This is a genomic window from Vibrio sp. MEBiC08052, assembly GCF_001506075.1.
Classification (GTDB): domain Bacteria; phylum Pseudomonadota; class Gammaproteobacteria; order Enterobacterales; family Vibrionaceae; genus Vibrio.
In genome coordinates this window covers 54,769-73,172 of sequence record NZ_KQ947476.1, presented here as the reverse complement: position 1 = coordinate 73,172, position 18,404 = coordinate 54,769, and the positions used below count along the sequence as shown (strand labels likewise).

Annotated in this window: 15 protein-coding genes; 11 read left to right on the top strand and 4 right to left on the bottom strand. The window is 44.9% G+C overall.

Annotation, left to right across the window (positions count from 1 at the left end):
* The first annotated feature begins 5 nt into the window (after nt 1–5).
* The 8 genes from fusA (at nt 6) to rplI (ending at nt 5,989) form a co-directional block, all read left to right on the top strand.
* Nucleotides 6–2,102, top strand: a complete 2,097-nt coding sequence (fusA, locus tag VRK_RS17740; protein ID WP_059122855.1) for an elongation factor G — start codon at nt 6–8, stop codon at nt 2,100–2,102.
* A gap of 142 nt (nt 2,103–2,244) precedes the next feature.
* Nucleotides 2,245–3,429 (top strand): elongation factor Tu, encoded by a 1,185-nt coding sequence (gene tuf / locus VRK_RS17735; RefSeq protein ID WP_059122854.1) that lies wholly within the window; start codon nt 2,245–2,247, stop codon nt 3,427–3,429.
* A gap of 192 nt (nt 3,430–3,621) precedes the next feature.
* Nucleotides 3,622–3,810, top strand: coding sequence for a (2Fe-2S)-binding protein (locus tag VRK_RS17730; protein ID WP_059122853.1), 189 nt, complete (start codon nt 3,622–3,624; stop codon nt 3,808–3,810).
* Nucleotides 3,811–3,899: 89 nt separating this feature from the next.
* Complete coding sequence (gene bfr, locus VRK_RS17725) at nt 3,900–4,376, top strand: bacterioferritin (protein ID WP_059122852.1); 477 nt, start codon at nt 3,900–3,902, stop codon at nt 4,374–4,376.
* Nucleotides 4,377–4,571: 195 nt separating this feature from the next.
* Nucleotides 4,572–4,952 carry a 30S ribosomal protein S6 gene (gene rpsF, locus VRK_RS17720; protein ID WP_059122851.1) on the top strand — a complete coding sequence of 127 codons (381 nt, stop codon included), beginning with the start codon at nt 4,572–4,574 and terminating at the stop codon, nt 4,950–4,952.
* A gap of 8 nt (nt 4,953–4,960) precedes the next feature.
* Nucleotides 4,961–5,263 (top strand): primosomal replication protein N, encoded by a 303-nt coding sequence (priB, locus tag VRK_RS17715; RefSeq protein WP_059122850.1) that lies wholly within the window; start codon nt 4,961–4,963, stop codon nt 5,261–5,263.
* A 15-nt stretch (nt 5,264–5,278) separates the two neighbouring features.
* On the top strand, nt 5,279–5,506 hold the full coding sequence (gene rpsR, locus VRK_RS17710) for a 30S ribosomal protein S18 (RefSeq protein ID WP_000090471.1): 228 nt from the start codon (nt 5,279–5,281) through the stop codon (nt 5,504–5,506).
* A gap of 33 nt (nt 5,507–5,539) precedes the next feature.
* A complete protein-coding gene (gene rplI, locus VRK_RS17705) occupies nt 5,540–5,989 on the top strand; it encodes a 50S ribosomal protein L9 (RefSeq protein ID WP_059122849.1) in 450 nt (149 codons plus the stop codon).
* 85 nt (nt 5,990–6,074) lie between these two features.
* Here the strand turns inward: rplI and VRK_RS17700 are convergent, their stop codons facing one another.
* Nucleotides 6,075–6,830, bottom strand: coding sequence for a DUF481 domain-containing protein (locus VRK_RS17700; RefSeq protein ID WP_197413179.1), 756 nt, complete (start codon nt 6,828–6,830; stop codon nt 6,075–6,077).
* Between the two features lie 154 nt (nt 6,831–6,984).
* On the opposite strand from VRK_RS17700, the gene VRK_RS17695 reads away from it, so the two are divergent.
* Complete coding sequence (locus tag VRK_RS17695) at nt 6,985–8,397, top strand: replicative DNA helicase (RefSeq protein WP_059122847.1); 1,413 nt, start codon at nt 6,985–6,987, stop codon at nt 8,395–8,397.
* A 43-nt stretch (nt 8,398–8,440) separates the two neighbouring features.
* On the opposite strand, the gene VRK_RS17690 is transcribed toward VRK_RS17695, so the two are convergent.
* On the bottom strand, nt 8,441–8,860 hold the full coding sequence (locus VRK_RS17690; RefSeq protein ID WP_059122846.1) for a secondary thiamine-phosphate synthase enzyme YjbQ: 420 nt from the start codon (nt 8,858–8,860) through the stop codon (nt 8,441–8,443).
* Nucleotides 8,861–9,169: 309 nt separating this feature from the next.
* Between VRK_RS17690 and pgi the strand changes: the two genes are divergently transcribed.
* Nucleotides 9,170–10,837, top strand: a complete 1,668-nt coding sequence (pgi, locus tag VRK_RS17685) for a glucose-6-phosphate isomerase (RefSeq protein WP_059122845.1) — start codon at nt 9,170–9,172, stop codon at nt 10,835–10,837.
* Nucleotides 10,838–10,905: 68 nt separating this feature from the next.
* On the opposite strand, the gene VRK_RS17680 is transcribed toward pgi, so the two are convergent.
* Both VRK_RS17680 and zur read right to left on the bottom strand, forming a co-directional pair.
* Nucleotides 10,906–11,367 (bottom strand): chemotaxis protein CheX, encoded by a 462-nt coding sequence (locus VRK_RS17680; RefSeq protein ID WP_038186035.1) that lies wholly within the window; start codon nt 11,365–11,367, stop codon nt 10,906–10,908.
* On the bottom strand, nt 11,357–11,839 hold the full coding sequence (gene zur / locus VRK_RS17675; protein WP_059122844.1) for a zinc uptake transcriptional repressor Zur: 483 nt from the start codon (nt 11,837–11,839) through the stop codon (nt 11,357–11,359). Before zur ends, VRK_RS17680 begins: the two co-directional genes overlap by 11 nt.
* A 1,612-nt stretch (nt 11,840–13,451) precedes the next feature.
* Here zur and VRK_RS21355 point away from each other — a divergent pair.
* On the top strand, nt 13,452–18,404 hold a 4,953-nt coding region (locus tag VRK_RS21355), incomplete at its 3' end, for a non-ribosomal peptide synthetase (protein ID WP_197413178.1).

Here is an 18,404-nt window from a genome sequence, read left to right as displayed (position 1 = left end):
CAACCGTGGCTCGTAAAACTCCTATCGAGCGCTACCGTAACATCGGTATATGTGCTCATGTAGACGCAGGAAAGACAACCACTACTGAGCGTATTCTGTTCTACACCGGCCTGTCTCATAAAATTGGCGAAGTTCACGATGGTGCAGCAACCATGGACTGGATGGAGCAAGAGCAGGAACGCGGTATCACCATTACTTCTGCTGCAACGACCACATTCTGGCGTGGTATGCAGGCGCAATTCCCCGATCATCGTATCAATATTATCGATACTCCCGGACACGTTGACTTCACCATTGAGGTTGAGCGTTCTCTTCGTGTGCTTGATGGAGCCGTGGTCGTTTTTTGTGGTGCCTCTGGTGTTGAACCTCAGTCTGAGACAGTATGGCGTCAGGCGGATAAATATCATGTTCCGAGATTGGTTTTCGTGAATAAGATGGACCGTGCTGGTGCAGATTTCTTGCGTGTGGTAAATCAAATTAAAGATCGACTAGGCGCAACCCCTGTACCGATTCAGTTAAATATCGGTGCAGAAGATGAATTTAAAGGTGTTATTGACCTGTTCAAGATGAAAGCGATTAACTGGACTGACGAAGACCAGGGAATGACTTTCACATATGAAGATATTCCAGCAGATATGCTTGAGCTAGCTGAAGAATGGCGTAGCTATATGGTGGAGTCTGCTGCTGAAGCCAATGAAGAGCTGATGGATAAATACCTTGAAGAGGGTGAATTAAGCGAAGACGAGATTAAACTCGGCTTGCGTACTCGCACTCTGAATAATGAGATTGTTCTGGCGACTTGCGGTAGTGCATTTAAAAACAAAGGTGTTCAGGCTGTTCTGGATGCTGTTATCGAATTTTTGCCGTCACCAATCGATGTTCCATCGATTAAAGGGGTTGATGAGCATGAAAATGATATCGAGCGGCACGCGGATGACACTGAACCATTTTCAGCACTTGCATTTAAGATCGCAACAGACCCATTTGTTGGCACTTTGACCTTTGTTCGGGTCTATTCCGGTGTGTTGAATTCCGGGGATGCGGTCTATAACTCGGTCAAACAAAAACGTGAACGGGTTGGACGTATTGTTCAGATGCATTCGAACAAACGTGAAGAAGTCAAAGAAGTTCGTGCCGGCGATATTGCTGCTGCGATTGGCTTGAAAGATGTGACAACAGGGGACACGCTTTGCGATCAAAATCATAAGGTTATTCTGGAACGGATGGAGTTTCCTCAACCTGTGATTCAAATCGCTGTAGAACCCCGCTCTAAAGCTGATCAGGAAAAAATGGGGATAGCCCTCGGAAAACTGGCAGCTGAAGATCCATCATTCCGTGTTGAAACAGACGCTGAAACTGGTCAGACATTGATATCAGGTATGGGTGAACTTCACTTAGATATTATTGTTGATCGGATGAAGCGTGAATTTAGCGTGGATTGCAACGTGGGTAAACCTCAGGTTGCTTATCGTGAAACCATTCGTGGTCAAGCGGAAGTCGAAGGCAAATTTGTTCGCCAGTCAGGGGGACGTGGTCAATACGGTCATGTATGGCTGAAAATTGAACCCTCTGAACCCGGTGAAGGCTTTGTCTTTGTCGACGAAATTGTGGGGGGGGCAATTCCGAAGGAATTCATTAACCCGGTCGCAAAAGGTATCGAGGAACAAATGAACAACGGTGTGCTCGCTGGTTATCCTGTCTTGGATATCAAAGCAACGCTCTTTGATGGTTCATTCCACGATGTCGATTCAAGTGAGATGGCGTTTAAGATCGCTGGCTCAATGGCATTCAAGAAAGGTGCGCTGCAAGCAAACCCCGTTATTCTTGAACCGCTGATGAAAGTTGAAGTAACCACTCCGGAAGATTGGATGGGTGATGTTGTGGGTGACTTGAATCGTCGCCGCGGCCTCATCGAAGGTATGGATGATGGCCCGGCAGGGCTGAAGATTATACATGCTAAAGTGCCGCTTTCTGAGATGTTTGGTTATGCAACTGATCTGCGTTCTGCGACGCAAGGCCGTGCTTCGTATTCAATGGAGTTTTCTAAATACGCAGAGGTGCCGAAAAACATTGCTGATGCAATTGTCGCTGAGCGTGGTTAACTTTTATTTGTCGATAAAACACAAATACTGGTTAATAACGAATCTATTGCGTTGACGAACGTTGACGCATAAAATAGCAATTTCTGGCGCACTTTAAGTGTACGTTACTTAGAGTGAATCATAACTAGGAAGGAACACGATCGTGTCTAAAGAAAAATTTGAACGTACGAAACCGCACGTAAACGTTGGTACTATCGGCCACGTTGACCACGGTAAAACAACATTAACAGCAGCAATCTGTACAGTACTTTCTAAAGTATACGGCGGAGCAGCCCGTGACTTTGCGTCAATCGATAACGCCCCAGAAGAGCGTGAGCGCGGAATCACAATCTCTACTTCACACGTAGAGTACGATACACCGAGCCGTCACTACGCGCACGTAGATTGCCCAGGACACGCTGACTATGTAAAAAACATGATCACAGGTGCAGCACAGATGGACGGTGGTATCCTAGTTGTAGCAGCGACAGATGGTCCAATGCCACAAACCCGTGAGCACATCCTGTTAGGTCGTCAGGTAGGTATTCCTTACATCATCGTATTCATGAACAAATGTGACATGGTAGATGATGAAGAGCTGCTTGAGCTGGTAGAAATGGAAGTCCGTGAACTGCTTTCAGAATATGATTTCCCAGGAGATGACTTGCCAGTGATCCAGGGTTCAGCGCTGGGTGCACTGAACGGTGAAGCGCAATGGGAAGAGAAAATTGTCGAGTTAGCGAAAGCACTTGATGAATACATTCCAGAGCCAGAGCGAGCGATTGACCAAGCGTTCTTGCTGCCAATCGAAGACGTATTCTCAATTCAAGGCCGTGGAACAGTCGTTACAGGTCGTGTAGAGCAAGGCATCATTCGCGTTGGTGACGAAGTTGAAATCATCGGTGTGAAAGACACCACGAAGACAACTTGTACAGGTGTAGAGATGTTCCGTAAGCTGCTTGACGAAGGTCGAGCAGGAGAGAACGTAGGTGTATTGTTGCGTGGAACGAAGCGTGATGAAGTAGAACGTGGTCAAGTATTGGCGAAACCAGGTTCAATCACCCCCCACACGAAGTTTGAATCAGAAGTTTACGTGTTGTCGAAAGATGAAGGTGGTCGTCACACCCCATTCTTCAAAGGTTATCGTCCACAGTTCTACTTCCGTACAACAGACGTAACAGGTAGCATCGAGTTACCAGATGGCGTAGAGATGGTAATGCCAGGCGATAACGTGCAAATGGTCGTAGAACTGATTGCGCCAATCGCGATGGATGAAGGTCTGCGTTTTGCGATCCGTGAAGGTGGTCGTACAGTTGGTGCTGGTGTTGTAGCAAAAATCCTTGCATAATGATTTGAGCTAATACGAGTTAAAAAAAGGGAAGCCATCGGCTTCCCTTTTTTGTTGCCATTCCTAAACTTAACACTAAAGTCGGTGAACATTGTGGTACGCACGGTTCCGCAACGCAAAAGTTAATCATGGTAATACTAACGATTATCGTTTATATTTGTATTATGTGTTGTCGTGTAGTGTTGTGCCTTTATGATTGTTTGTCTCTGTCATTCCGTTTCGGATAAAAAGCTGCGTAAGCTCATTCTTGAAGATGGCATCAGTGATATGAAAGGAATTCGGCGCTGTACAGCATTAGGGAGTCAATGCGGAAAGTGTGTCCGTCAGGCGAAGGAGATCTTGAATGAAACAGTTGCATCTCAGTATAAACAAGTGAGTTAGTTAAAACTAATCATCTGTTTTTACAGATTAAAATTTGACACTTCTCGGTTGGGTTCTAAAGTTAATAGAGCCAAAGAGGAGGTTTTGTCATGAAAGGCGATCCAATAATTATTCAACATCTGAACAAAATTCTGGCCAATGAGCTGATTGCAATCAACCAGTATTTCTTACATGCACGAATGTATAAAGATTGGGGGCTCAAACAGCTGGCGGACAAAGAGTATCATGAATCAATTGATGAGATGAAACATGCTGACCATTTGATTGAGCGGATACTGTTTTTAGAAGGACTCCCGAACTTGCAGGATTTGGGAAAGCTTCTGATTGGTGAAGATACCAAAGAAATGCTCGAATGTGATCTCAAATTAGAGATGGCTGCCATCCCTGATTTAAAAGAGGCAATTGCTTATGCTGAAGATACTCGCGATTATGTTTCCAGAGACCTGTTTCTAGACATTTTAGAAGATGAAGAAGAGCATGTAGATTGGCTTGAAACCCAGCTTGGTTTGATTGAAATGACAGGGTTAGAGAACTATCTTCAGGCGCAATTTGTTGATGAAGATTAGTGTGATTGATACAAAGGACGAACAAGATGTTCGTCCTTTATTTTATGGTGTCTCCGAGTCATATTTCTCTTGCTAATACTGCTTCCTTTCTGTACTATTCGACCTCTTAATTTCCTGGTCACTTATTTACCGTTCCTTGCTTCCTCTGGACGACCGGGCCAAACGTGGAAGCTGAATAATCCGTAAGGAGCAAACATGCGTCATTACGAAATCGTATTCATGGTGCACCCAGATCAAAGCGAGCAAGTTGCTGGCATGATCGAGCGTTACACTGGTTCTATCACTGAAGCTGGCGGTACTATTCACCGTCTGGAAGATTGGGGACGTCGTCAACTTGCATACCCAATTAACAAACTGCATAAAGCTCACTATGTTCTGATGAACGTAGAAGCTGAACAGTCAGTTGTTGATGAACTGGAAACTGCTTTCCGTTTTAACGATGCAGTTCTGCGTAACATGATTATGCGTACTAAGTCTGCTGTGGCTGAACCATCAATCATGCTGAAAGCTCGTGAAGAGCGTTCTAAGCGTGACGAAGTGAGATCAGAAGACAACAATGCAGAGGCTGCTGAGTAATTGAATCTATGACCAATCGAATGGAACTTAGCGGTACGATTGTCAAGCATCCCATTCGAAGCCAGAGTCCATCAGGTATCGAACATTGTCGCTTTTGGTTAGAACATCGTTCGGTTGCTGTTGAAGCGGATTTACCCAGACAGGTTTATTGTCGAATACCCGTCGTGGTTAGTGGTCAGCGGTCACAGTCTTTCACTCACAACTTAGTACAAGGCAGCAGCATCAAGGTAAGTGGCTTTGTTACTTATCAGACTGACCGAAATGGTGTCGGTAAATTGGTGCTTCATGCTCAAGAGATTACTCAAATTTAGATCAGGAGATAGCCCATGGCTCGTTTCTTCCGTCGTCGTAAATTCTGTCGTTTTACTGCAGAAGGCGTCCAAGAGATTGATTACAAAGATGTAGCAACTCTTAAAAACTATATTACTGAAGCTGGTAAAATTGTACCAAGCCGTATCACTGGTACTAGCGCTAAATATCAGCGTCAGCTAGCTCGTGCTATTAAGCGTGCTCGCTACCTAGCTCTATTGCCATACACTGACAAACATCAGTAATCGGCACCGTTTATTAAGAAAGAGGATTAAACAATGCAAGTTATTCTACTTGATAAAATCGGTAACCTAGGTGGTCTTGGTGATACAGTCAACGTAAAATCTGGTTATGCTCGTAACTTTCTTATCCCTCAAGGTAAAGCAGTTATGGCAACTAAAGCAAACGTTGAGATGTTTGAGCACCGTCGTGCCGAATTGGAAGCTCAAGTTGCTGAGCAACTAGCTGCTGCACAATCACGCGCTGACAAAGTAAATGCTTTGGAAGCTGTTGTAATTGCATCAAAATCTGGCGAAGAAGGTAAACTGTTCGGTTCTATCGGTACTCGCGATATTGCTGATGCAGTGACTGCTGCTGGTGTTGAAGTGAGCAAAAGTGAAGTTCGTCTTCCTGAAGGTGCTCTACGCAACGTTGGTGAGTATGACATCAGCATTCAACTTCACTCTGAAGTGTTTGCAGAAGTTAAACTACAGGTTGTTGCTGAATAATTTTTCAGTGATCCAGTATAAAAAAACACCAGCAGATGCTGGTGTTTTTTTATGTTTTCAAACAACGGATACGCTGTTTTAGCGTTCAGAAATGGTAGACGACATTGATCGATGTTGCACTATCCGCCTTTTTGAGGCTATCAGGAACACGTGAGTGATATGAGCGAGAGTAATCCAGCTTTAAAGCAAGGTTTTGGGTGATATCATTGGTCAGATTGATATTGGTAGTCATCAGTGTGTTACTGTCCCCGGAGACAACGGTGATATCGTTGCCCAACGTCACTGTTTTTGTCAGACTCCAATCGACTCTGGCATTTCCCCGGGCAATGGGTTCTCTCACTGTTTCAGGGAAAATCAGATCATCGTCATCGAGCTCATCGAGGTTAGGTTTTTGATATCGATAACCCGGACCTACTTCAAGCTCAATGGTTAGCACATTGGTGTGTATTAATTGATAACCGTAACCTGCCGAGAAGGTATAGTCCTTAAAATAAGCGCTATATTTGGAATCAATCCCGTTGAAACTACCATACACATAGCCTTTCGGACTGACTTTGTAGTCGGATTGTAGTGTATAGGTCGATTTTCTTTTGTATTCACCGCCATATTTATCAAGTCGGTAAAATTCCCATTTGCCTGTCGTTCGGTGTCTTCCTTCGGTGTATTCAGCCAATATATTCACATTGAGCGATTCAGTATTCGTATTACCGGTATGCCTTTGGTAGCCGAGCTCGACCTGACCCTGAAGCGGAGAAGGCATTTCTTGCTTTGTTGATTTTTCTTCTGCATGAACAGCACTGATAATACAAAGACTGAAGGGCATCAGCCAACACCTAAACACACGAGACCTCTAAAGACTGACTATTAAGTTAAAGACAATACTAGAGTGAATTGCACGGTCGATAGTCAGTTCTGGGTTAATTCTGCATGAGATAATTACAAATACGATATTCTCGTTATAATGGGCACACTTTGTCGTGTTATTGAGAAAAGTCATGGTTAATTCCAAGTTTGAAAACAGAAATCGTAAGCAAACTGACGCACAAGTTGAAGGTATCAAAATGCCTCCCCATTCGCTAGAAGCGGAGCAATCCGTTTTGGGAGGATTACTGCTGGATAATGAGCGGTGGGACACTGTGGCCGAACGTGTTGTTACCAGTGATTTTTTCAGCCGTCCACACCGTTTGATTTTCGATGGGATTAAATCGATTCTGGAAGGGGGAAAACCGCTTGATCTGATTACACTCTCTGAGTTTCTGGAACAACGTGAGCAACTGGACGATGTCGGTGGTTTTGCCTATCTGACCGACCTTGCTAAAAACACACCAAGTGCTGCCAATATCAATGCATATGCGGATATTGTTGCTGAACGAGCTTTAGTGCGTAATCTCATTGGTGTGGCCAATGAAATTGCCGATGCCGGCTATGATCCGCAGGGGCGCAGCTCAGAGGATCTGTTGGACTTTGCGGAAAGTAAAGTATTTGCGATTGCTGAGTCTCGAACCAATGAAAATGAAGGTCCACAAAATGTTGATTCGATTCTGGAGAAAACTTTAGAGAGAATCGAAATCTTATACAAAAATCCTCAGGATGGTGTCACAGGGGTCAATACCGGCTTTACTGATTTAAATAAGAAAACTGCAGGATTACAGCCTTCAGATTTAATCATTGTCGCTGCGCGTCCATCGATGGGGAAAACAACTTTTGCGATGAACTTGTGTGAAAACGCTGCGATGGAGCAAGACAAACCTGTTCTGATATTTTCTCTGGAGATGCCTTCCGAGCAGATCATGATGAGGATTCTGGCGTCTTTATCTCGTGTCGATCAAACTAAAATTCGAACCGGTAATCTGGATGATGAGGATTGGGCCAGAATTTCTTCCACTATGGGGATTCTCATGGAAAAGAAGAATATGTTCATCGATGACAGCTCGGGGTTGACACCCACAGAACTTCGTTCCCGAGCTCGCCGGGTTGCCCGAGAGCATGGCGGATTATCATTAATCATGGTTGACTATCTGCAATTGATGCGGGTGCCGGCACTGTCCGATAACCGGACGCTGGAAATCGCAGAGATCTCGCGCTCCCTGAAAGCGTTGGCAAAAGAGTTAAATGTACCCGTGGTCGCGCTTTCTCAGTTAAACCGTTCTCTGGAGCAACGGGCAGACAAACGACCAGTCAACTCGGATCTGAGGGAATCAGGGTCCATCGAGCAGGATGCGGATTTGATTATGTTTATTTACCGTGATGAAGTCTACCATCCGGATAGTGCGATGAAAGGCACCGCTGAAATCATTCTCGGTAAGCAGCGGAATGGTCCGATCGGTTCGGTACGCTTGACGTTCCAAGGTCAATACTCCCGCTTTGATAACTACGCAGGACCTGCCTTTGATTTTGATGATGAGTGACAATTTCACGCATCAGCTGATTATCCGCATAAACAAACTGCGGTTATTCTCCTGAAATCGTCGCGACGAGCTTTCTCTGTCCGCCATGATTTCTATGTTCCCCCAGATAGATTCCCTGCCAGATTCCCATTGCCAGTTTTCCTTGAGTGATTGGAATCGTCAGGCTTGCCCCAAGGGTGGACGATTTTATATGAGCGGGCATATCGTCATCACCTTCATAGGTATGCCGATAGTATGGTGCTCTTTCCGGAATACTGCGATTAAAGTGGGCTTCCATATCATCCCGAACTGTCGGATCTGCATTTTCATTAATACTTAAACTGGCAGATGTATGCTGAATAAACAAATGGAGCAGCCCGACGGAAACAGACTGAATCTGAGGGAGTTGTTCGACAACTTCGTCTGTAATCAGGTGAAATCCGCGTGGTTTCTCCTGAAGATAGATGATGGTTTGTGACCACATTGTAAGCACCTATTAGAACGATTGTTAATTTCACGCGTGTCTGTATAGTGGAGTGTTTCTAGTTACCGTACAATCAGTTTTTAGGCTAATGGAAATAAAAATTGACTCGTTGGATTTGAGCTAAAACATAATTTCGCTCTGAAAATTAAGTATAATCAGCGAATCGGATACAAATCGAAATATAGCTGTGACCTTGTTAGGTGTATTGGTGCGCATGCTGCAATTGGTTTGTTTTTTGTCTTTGGAATTCTGTAACGATCACTCATGCTGCTCGGCAGAATAGGACCTATTAAATTCGGGATAGATACCATGCTAAAAAATATCAACCCAACAGAAACACCGGCTTGGAAAGCACTGTCTGCTCATTTTGAATCGATGAAAGGTGTTGACTTAAAAACACTTTTTAGCCAAGACAGTCAGCGCTTTGAAACGTTCTCTCTACGTTTTGGCGATGATATTCTGGTCGATTATTCTAAAAACCTCATCAATGAAGAGACTCTGAAACTCTTGTTGGCTCTGGCAGAAGAAACGGACCTGAAAAGTGCAATTGAAGCGATGTTCAGTGGTGAAAAAATTAACCGGACGGAAGATCGGTCTGTTTTGCATGTCGCGTTGCGGAATCGTTCTAATACACCGATTTATTCAGATGGTGAAGACGTGATGCCTGCGGTGAATGCTGTGCTGGAGAAAATGAAGCTCTTCTCTGAACGGATTATTTCCGGTGAGTGGAAAGGATATACCGGCAAAGCGATCACAGATGTTGTGAACATCGGTATCGGTGGTTCTGATTTAGGACCATATATGGTTACCGAAGCACTCAAGCCATATAAAAATCACCTCAATATGCATTTTGTCTCCAATGTCGATGGGACTCATATTGCCGAAGTGCTTAAGCAGGTTAATCCGGAAACAACATTATTCCTCGTGGCGTCCAAAACATTTACCACGCAGGAAACAATGACCAATGCGCACACCGCTCGTGATTGGTTTCTTGCTGAAGCAAAAGATGAATCGCAAGTCGCGAAACATTTTGCAGCGCTTTCAACCAATGCTGAAGCCGTTGCTGCTTTTGGGATTGATACCGACAATATGTTTGAATTCTGGAGCTGGGTTGGTGGCCGTTATTCTTTATGGTCTGCAATCGGCCTGTCAATCATCTTGGGGATCGGTTTTGATAACTTTGTTGAATTACTCTCCGGCGCCCATGAGGTCGATCAGGCATTTGCCTCAACACCATTTGAGAAAAACATCCCGGTATTGTTGGCTCTGATCGGTATTTGGTACAACAACTTCTATGGTGCTGAGTCAGAAGCGATCCTCCCTTATGATCAATATATGCACCGTTTTGCGGCTTATTTCCAGCAAGGAAATATGGAATCGAATGGTAAGTATGTTGACCGTAATGGTCAGCCTGTTGATTATCAAACTGGGCCGATTATCTGGGGTGAACCGGGTACCAATGGTCAACATGCTTTTTATCAGCTGATTCACCAAGGCACAAAAATGATTCCTTGTGATTTTATTGCGCCTGCGATTTCACATAACCCGACATCGGATCATCATCCGAAACTGTTATCTAACTTCTTTGCACAGACAGAAGCTTTAGCGTTTGGTAAAACCAAAGAACAAGTGGAAGCTGAGTTTATTACTGCCGGCAAAACAGCAGAGGAAGTGGCTGAACTCGTCCCATTTAAAGTGTTTGAAGGAAACCGTCCGACCAACTCAATTCTGGTGAAGCAAATCACACCGCGGGTGCTTGGTCAGTTGATTGCGATTTATGAACATAAGATCTTCACACAGGGCGCAATCTGGAACATCTTCACGTTTGATCAGTGGGGCGTCGAATTGGGTAAACAGTTGGCAAATGCAATTTTGCCTGAGCTGGAAAGTGATGAGTCGGTGACATCTCATGATAGTTCAACCAACGGCCTGATTAATGCGTATAAAGCACTACGTAAGACTAAATATTTAGCGTGACGCAAAAACAAACAGGGGATGACAATGCCATCTCCTGTTTTTTATATCAATACAAATCGAAAAGCGACTTACTCGAAGCAGATCTCGATAAATGCATTTCCCCATGTCGAGGTGAAAGGCATGATAATGATTGCACCTTCGCACTTGTGGCGAATCGTATGGCCCCGGCCTGACACGACAACTGGTGTTGCCATATTGAAATCAAAGCCACTCTCAGCAAGTATTCTTTTGGCTCCACCGGTCACCATATTGGTGATTTCACCCACCATATCGGTCACTTCTTCATTCAAGCCATTCGGGCGTTCGCCCAACATGTTTTGCATGATTTCCAATGCAAGACTTTCATCGAAAGTAATCGACATCGATCCTCGGGTTTGATCGCCAACCATACCGATCAGACCCGAAATATCACCTCGGGCAATTTCATCTTTTTTGACTCTTGGCTTTTGAGGTTTCAATTCAAGTGAAGCCATTGTTTTTAAGACGTTCATCAGAGACGCTAAAAACGGATTTACAAACTCAGCGCGCATAATCTTTTACTGTTTCTCTCTTTGTTTCTGAGGAGCACGTTTGGCAAATACCATGAGATTCAATGACATGGTTTGTAATCTTAAATCCGTGCTTCTCTGCATTATGTTCCAGTGATGAGACCAGTGTCTCATCCTGAAGTTCGGTCACATCACTACATTGTTTGCAGATTAAAAGATGTGAAAAGTGTTTATGAGCATTACAAGAGCAACATGAAATGTAGCTGTTTGTTGACTCTACACGGTGGATGAAGCCTTGCCCCATCAGAAAATCAAGCGCCCGATAAACGGTCGGTGGTTTTGCCTGCGGTTCGCTTTGCTGTAGCGCTTCAAGCAGCTCATAGGCACTGGATGCTTTCCTACTGGAACAGATAAGCTCAAAGACCTGTTTACGTTGAGAAGTCAACCTGACACCTCTTGCAGCGCATATCTCTTCTATCTGTTTTGTTAAATTGTGGTCCAAATTCATCACCATAACCACTGGAGTCTTTTAATAATATACTATTTCAACGGTAATATCGTTCAACTTTTCTAACATTTCCTTAGTGTAACAGCAATCATCTTGTCAGTAGAGCAACATTCTTTCGGATGAGTTTCACGCCGTCTCTTTCCTGAGGAAAAATGAATCAACCCTTTTATACCGTATATCTCGGTCAATAGTCTTGTTCGTGATCCAATTTATTTCAAAATCATGTTGTCGTTTTAAATCTATCAGGAGCGCCAGACTACCTATTTTGTGATTTATATCTCTTTATATTGGCGTCAGTTGGCCTGATACGTACTGTGATGCCTGACTGAAAGCGTGAATTGAGGTAAGAGGGGATATTTGAGTATATTATTACTCAAATGCGAATATTCATTATTATCTGATTATCAGTAGAACTGAGTATAAGAGAAGCTCAGAATGGATGGATTTTATTGTCTTTATTCGAGGAAAGAGACTTTAATTTTATCCTATTTAATGATGTTGTTTTGAATTGGATAAAATTAATAATGGTTACCTGTATCAGTATGCTAGTTTAATATGTATCTTTTATGAATTTTTTACGAAATAACATATAAGATAAATTTCATTCAATTGGTGTATTTGAGTTTTTGCACTAATTTTACGAGTGACATAGATATGTGTTGAAAATGTATCTACTGAGACAATATTAGCTCGTCATCTATTTAATATGTTTTTTATCATTACTGGTTCTTGTTTTATGTCATGAGTAAAAATGTACTTTAAGTGGCAAAATTTAACCAGATCATCTGATGGTTTTCTATTTGTGCAAATTGTGCAAATTTGATAATTATTCTTGAAGGTGATCAAATTTTTAAAAAATAGTCTTTGTTTAGGTTGAGAATTATAGAATGTGAGATAAAGCGATGACAGAGGCTGGACCAGTTGATATGTTGATTTTTATTTTAAAATAGTCTTTTATTCTGTAATTATTTTTATTTGTTTTATAAAATTCTTATTTTTTCGCTGGTTTGACCATAAACTGAAGTATGATTCTTTTGTGTTTATAAATTAGCCTCATTTAAAGTTATTTTGTATCTATATGTTTTTTAATGATTATTTTGTTTTTTGCGCAAGTCTTTCTCTATAAATGTGATTTGCGTTCAGCTAAATTTTTTTGAATTTTATTATATAAAAATATCATTATGAATTTCTGAATAGTTTAAATTTTGTTCGATGCGTTCAAGGTGTTGAGTGTATTTTTGATACTTTTATTATTATATGATGATGATTATGATTGTATTTAGTATTTATAATTTTGTTAATTTTATCTATTTTTAAAATTGATGTAATTTTTAGTGTAACTAGATAGTGTCAAAATAATATAACTTGATTGTCAGAGAACGAATGAGGTAATTTGGATTGCAAATGTTAACCATTAGGTCAATTTCATTTTAAATATAAAGATCAAGGGTAAAAATATAAATAATAATACATTTGTCATTAATTGATTGTCATTTTTGATTACGTCATATCTAGCATATATGAGGTTTTAGTGTCTGGTATTACACATATCAGGTGCTCTTTGTCTTATGCGTAAAATACAAATAATAAAAAAATAACAAATGAAGGTTGGTGCTATATGAATACGAATATTCGCGAAGCAAGTAAGCAAAGCTCTCTTCTCCACGCTCAGTCAAATGTGTCTTCTCCTTTACCACTCTCGACACCACAGAAAGGAATCTGGTTCGCCCAACATATTGTCAATCATGTCGGTCCCCGAGTCTTTAAAGTGGCTGGCTATCTGGATCTGCCGGGAAACATTAACCCTGCAATGATGGAAACAGTGGTCAGACAAGGTGTCGGAGAAGCTGAAACATTTCATATCAAAGCGGGTTACCACGAAGAGACATTACAGCAGACGGTTGAATATTTTGGGGATTGGGAATTGCCGTTTATTGACTTGTCTCAGGAGGCGGATGCCGATGCTTTAGCGATGGCATGGATGGAAAAACGACTCGATCATCCTGTTTCGGCCGGAGATAGAACACTCCTGTTTGATTTTGCTTTGTTAAAAGTCCATTCCGAACAATATTATCTCTACTGTAGCGCTGACCATATTACCACTGACGGATATGGTTTTATGATGGTCGTAGCGCGTTTTGCCGAAATATATTCAGCATTACATGCCGGTCAGACGATTCCGGAGAGTCAGTTATTAGGGGTTGAGGCCTTACTGGAGGCTGAAAACACTTATCGCGACTCAACGGGCTTTGTACGTGACCGTGAATACTGGCTGAATTATATGGCACAGATACAAGCGTATCAGCCAGTTTCTCTGGCTGGGCAAAGTGCTGCGTGTTCTCAAGTGCTTAGTGAACGGCATCAGCTTCCTCTTGATGTTTATGAGCGCTTGTTGGGATTAGCCGAGCGTTACAAAACAACTCTCGCAACACTCATTACAGCACTTACTTCGGTTTATTTACATTTGATGACCGGAGAATCATCGATGATGCTCGGTTTTACACACCGAGGACGGATGGGGCGGACGCTACGCCGAACCACAGGCATCGCAGTAAATATTTTGCCGCTAGGTATTCATATCAATGCGGATATGACATTTGATGAGCTGTTAGAGCAAGTCGCTCTGCATGTCGGTAAAACATCCAGACACTCTCGTTATTATAGTGATGACCTGCGACAAGAATCGAAGCTCACCACCGAGAAAGAATGTTGGTATAGCACCGTACTTAATTTTGTCCCTTCTGAATATGAACTGTTTTTTGGCGATGTTTCTGCAACGGTGGTCAATACCGCGATTGGCCCGGTTGACGATTTGTCGTTTACATTTTATGACCGCGGATCGCAGCAGGGATTAACGCTTTATCTCAATGCCAACCATGACCTGTATGGAAGAGATGAAATCCAGCGCCATTTGATGCGTTTGGAATCTTTCCTGACCGAATGTGTCTCTCCCCAATCTGACGTGACTTATCCGGGGCGCTTCAGTGTTCTGTCTAATGAAGAGCGTCATTTAGTGCTCGACTCTTTTAACCAGACCGTAATGCCATATCCTGAGCAAGCGTGCCTGCACCAGTTATTCGAAAAGCAAGCAGCGCAGACCCCTGATGCACTGGCGGTGATTGCGGGCAATGATTCCCTGAGCTATGCCGCGCTGAATACTCAGGCCAATCAGTTAGCTCATCGCCTGATGACACTCGGGGTGACACCGGGCAGTTATGTCGCGGTGATGGTCGAGCGCAGTTGTGCCATGGTCACTACCTTACTGGCAACGCTCAAAGCGGGCGGTGCTTATGTGCCGCTTGACCCCTTGTTCCCGTCCGAGCGGCTGCAATACATGGTGGCCGACAGCCGTCCGGTGGTACTGATTACCGACGGCACGGTTGATATTGCCGGGACATTCGGTGAGCAGGCCGCGCAGTTACAGGTACTGGCGCTCAATCGGGAATCATTGGCGGATGAGCCAATGGATAATCCGGTGGTTGCGCCCCTGACCAGCGACCATCTGGCGTATGTGATTTACACCTCCGGCTCGACCGGACAACCGAAAGGGGTGATGGTGCCGCATCGCTCGGTGGTCAACTTCCTGACCAGCCAGCAGCAGCAACATCAGGTCAGTGGCGATGACCGCTTACTGGCGGTGACCACGATTTCATTCGATATTCACGTGCTGGAAATCTATCTGCCGCTCTTGAGTGGTGCCGCCCTGCATCTGGCGGACAAAGCATTGTCACGGGATGGTGAAGCGCTGGCAGCTTATCTGGATAATCAGGACATCACGCTGTTTCAGGCAACCCCGGCGACGTGGAAACTGTTGTTGGCGGCCGGCTGGCAGGGCTCCCCGCGATTAAGCGGTCTGATTGGCGGTGAATCATTCTCGAAAGTCTTGGCGGATGAGATTCTCAGTCGCGTCGGTCAGTTGTGGAATATGTATGGCCCGACGGAGACCACGGTCTGGTCTGCGACGCATCCGTTGAGTTTAACGGATGAGGGGGTATTGATAGGCAAACCGATTGGCAACACACGGATTTATATTCTGGATGAGTCTCACCAGCCGGTGCCGGTCGGTGCCAGTGGTGAGATATACATAGCCGGGGCTGGGGTGACGGCCGGATATCTTAACCGTGATGACTTAACGGCGGAGCGGTTTATTGCGGACCCGTTTGCGACTGAATCTGGCGAGCGGATGTACCAAACCGGTGACTTGGGTCGCTGGGACAGTGAGGGTCGGATTACCTGTTTAGGCCGGAGTGATTTTCAGGTCAAAATTCGGGGATTCCGGATTGAGCTGGGAGAAATCGAGTCTCTGATGCAGGGATATGACGGGATAGCGGATGCGGTGGTTGCTGCGCCGGAGATGGCGGACGGTGAGCCCCGGTTGGTGGGTTACTATGTGGCAGAAGAAGGTGCGCAATCCGGTGAGGATTTCGAGGACGGTTTAAAAGCTGAATTACGGCGACGTTTACCGGATTACATGGTGCCGGGGATTTATATAGCGCTGGATGCATTCCCGCTGACGCCGAATGGCAAGGTAGACCGCAAAGCATTACCCGCAGTCGATGCTTCGTCGCTGCCGCGCCGCACGTATGAAGCGCCACAGGGAGATGTGGAAACCAAACTGGCGGCGATTTGGTCGGGTCTTTTGGGTGTTGAGCAAGTCGGTCGTCATGACGACTTCTTCGAACTCGGTGGTTACTCACTGGTTGCGATGCAGTTGATTTCTCGCATTCGTCAGCAATTTCAGGTTGAACTTGCATTAGCCACTGTGTTCAGCCAACCGATGCTATCTGCATTGGCAGGTGCAATTGACGAAGCCACGCCAACGCAAATGAAAACGATAATTGAACCGTTAGGCACCGATGTCGTTCCGCCTTTATCTCTTGCTCAGCGACGGCTATGGCTTTTATCTCAAATCGACGATGTGGCAACAACCGCTTACGTGATGGTCGGGCGTTTCACCTTGCGCGGTCAACTGGATATCGTTGCTTTACAACAAGCGCTTGACCATATGATTTCCCGCCATCACATCTTACGTACTTGTATTGATGTCCGCGATGGTGAGCCAGTGCAGAAAGTTCTGCCGGAAGGGCAACGTATGATGCTCACTCAGATCGATGCGCATGACGTCCAAGCGATCGCATCATTTGCTGCGGAGATGGATTTTTCCACCGGGCCGCTATTCCAGGGGCAACTGATTGCTATCGATACAGAAACACATATTTTGCGTCTGGCGATGCATCACATAATTACCGATGGTTGGTCGATCAATCTGTTGATGAGAGAAGTCAGTCAACTTTATCGAGCCCTTATTGAGGATACCTCGAGTCCACTGCCACCATTGTCGATTCAGTACGGTGATTTTGCCGCGTGGCAACGGCAATATATACAAGATGATCTGCTGCAACAGCAAAGTGACTATTGGGTTGAGCAGTTACGCGGGATTCCGGAATGTCTGACATTACCGACTGATCGTGCTCGTCCTGCCAAACAGTCCTTTGATGGTGCCGAAATAAAACTCGTGCTGGATAAAGAATTAACCGCAGCACTGCAAACATTAAGCCGGGCCCATGGTTGTACGCTTTACATGACGTTACTCGCCGGTTGGTCTGCCTTGATGGGACGTCTTGCCAGTCAGGATGATGTGGTGATCGGTTCCCCGATAGCAGGCCGAACCCGAACTGAATTAGAACAATTGATTGGTATGTTCGTCAATACGCAGGCGATGCGAGTTGATCTGTCTGCCAACCCGAATACGATTGATTTGCTGGCGCAGGTGAAGACCACCGCACTGGCAGCACAGGCGCATCAGGACATTCCGTTCGAGCAGGTGGTGGAGTCTGTTGCACCGAAACGCAGCTTATCCCATTCTCCGATTTTCCAAGTGATGTTCGCTTTACAGAATGTCCCTGACGGGAGATTGCAATTACCGGGACTGTCGATCTCCTCGGTTGAAGCCGAAGTCTCAACCGTACAGTTTGATTTAAACCTCTTTGTCTATCCGTCAGATGATCAGCTTGAGGCAACACTGCATTACGCCACAGCATTATTTGATGCGGAGACGGTTCAACGCTATCTCGGTTACTGGCACGCCCTGTTACAGCAGATGGTGTCGGCACCGACGCAAGCTGTCGGCTCCCTGAATATCCTCACGGACGCTGAACGGGATCTGGTGCTCAACCGGTTTAACCAGACGGCAACGCCATTCCCCGATGAGTCATGCCTGCATACCCTGATTGAGGGGCAGGTGGCGCGTAATCCGCAAGCAACCGCAGTGGTGTTTGAAGAGCAGTCGCTCAGTTACGCCGAGCTGAATGCCCGGGCCAACCAACTGGCCCACTGGCTGATTGCGCAGGGTGTACGCCCCGACAGCCGGGTCGCGGTCTGTCTGGAACGAAGCTGTGAGCTGGTGGTCTCGCTGCTGGCAATCCTCAAAGCAGGCGGTGCCTATGTGCCGCTTGACCCGGGTTATCCGACCGAGCGGCTGACTTATATGTTGTCCGATAGTGCGCCGGTGGCACTGCTGACCACAGGCTCCTTGCTCGACGTGTTGGGTGAGATTCCCGATAGCACCCGT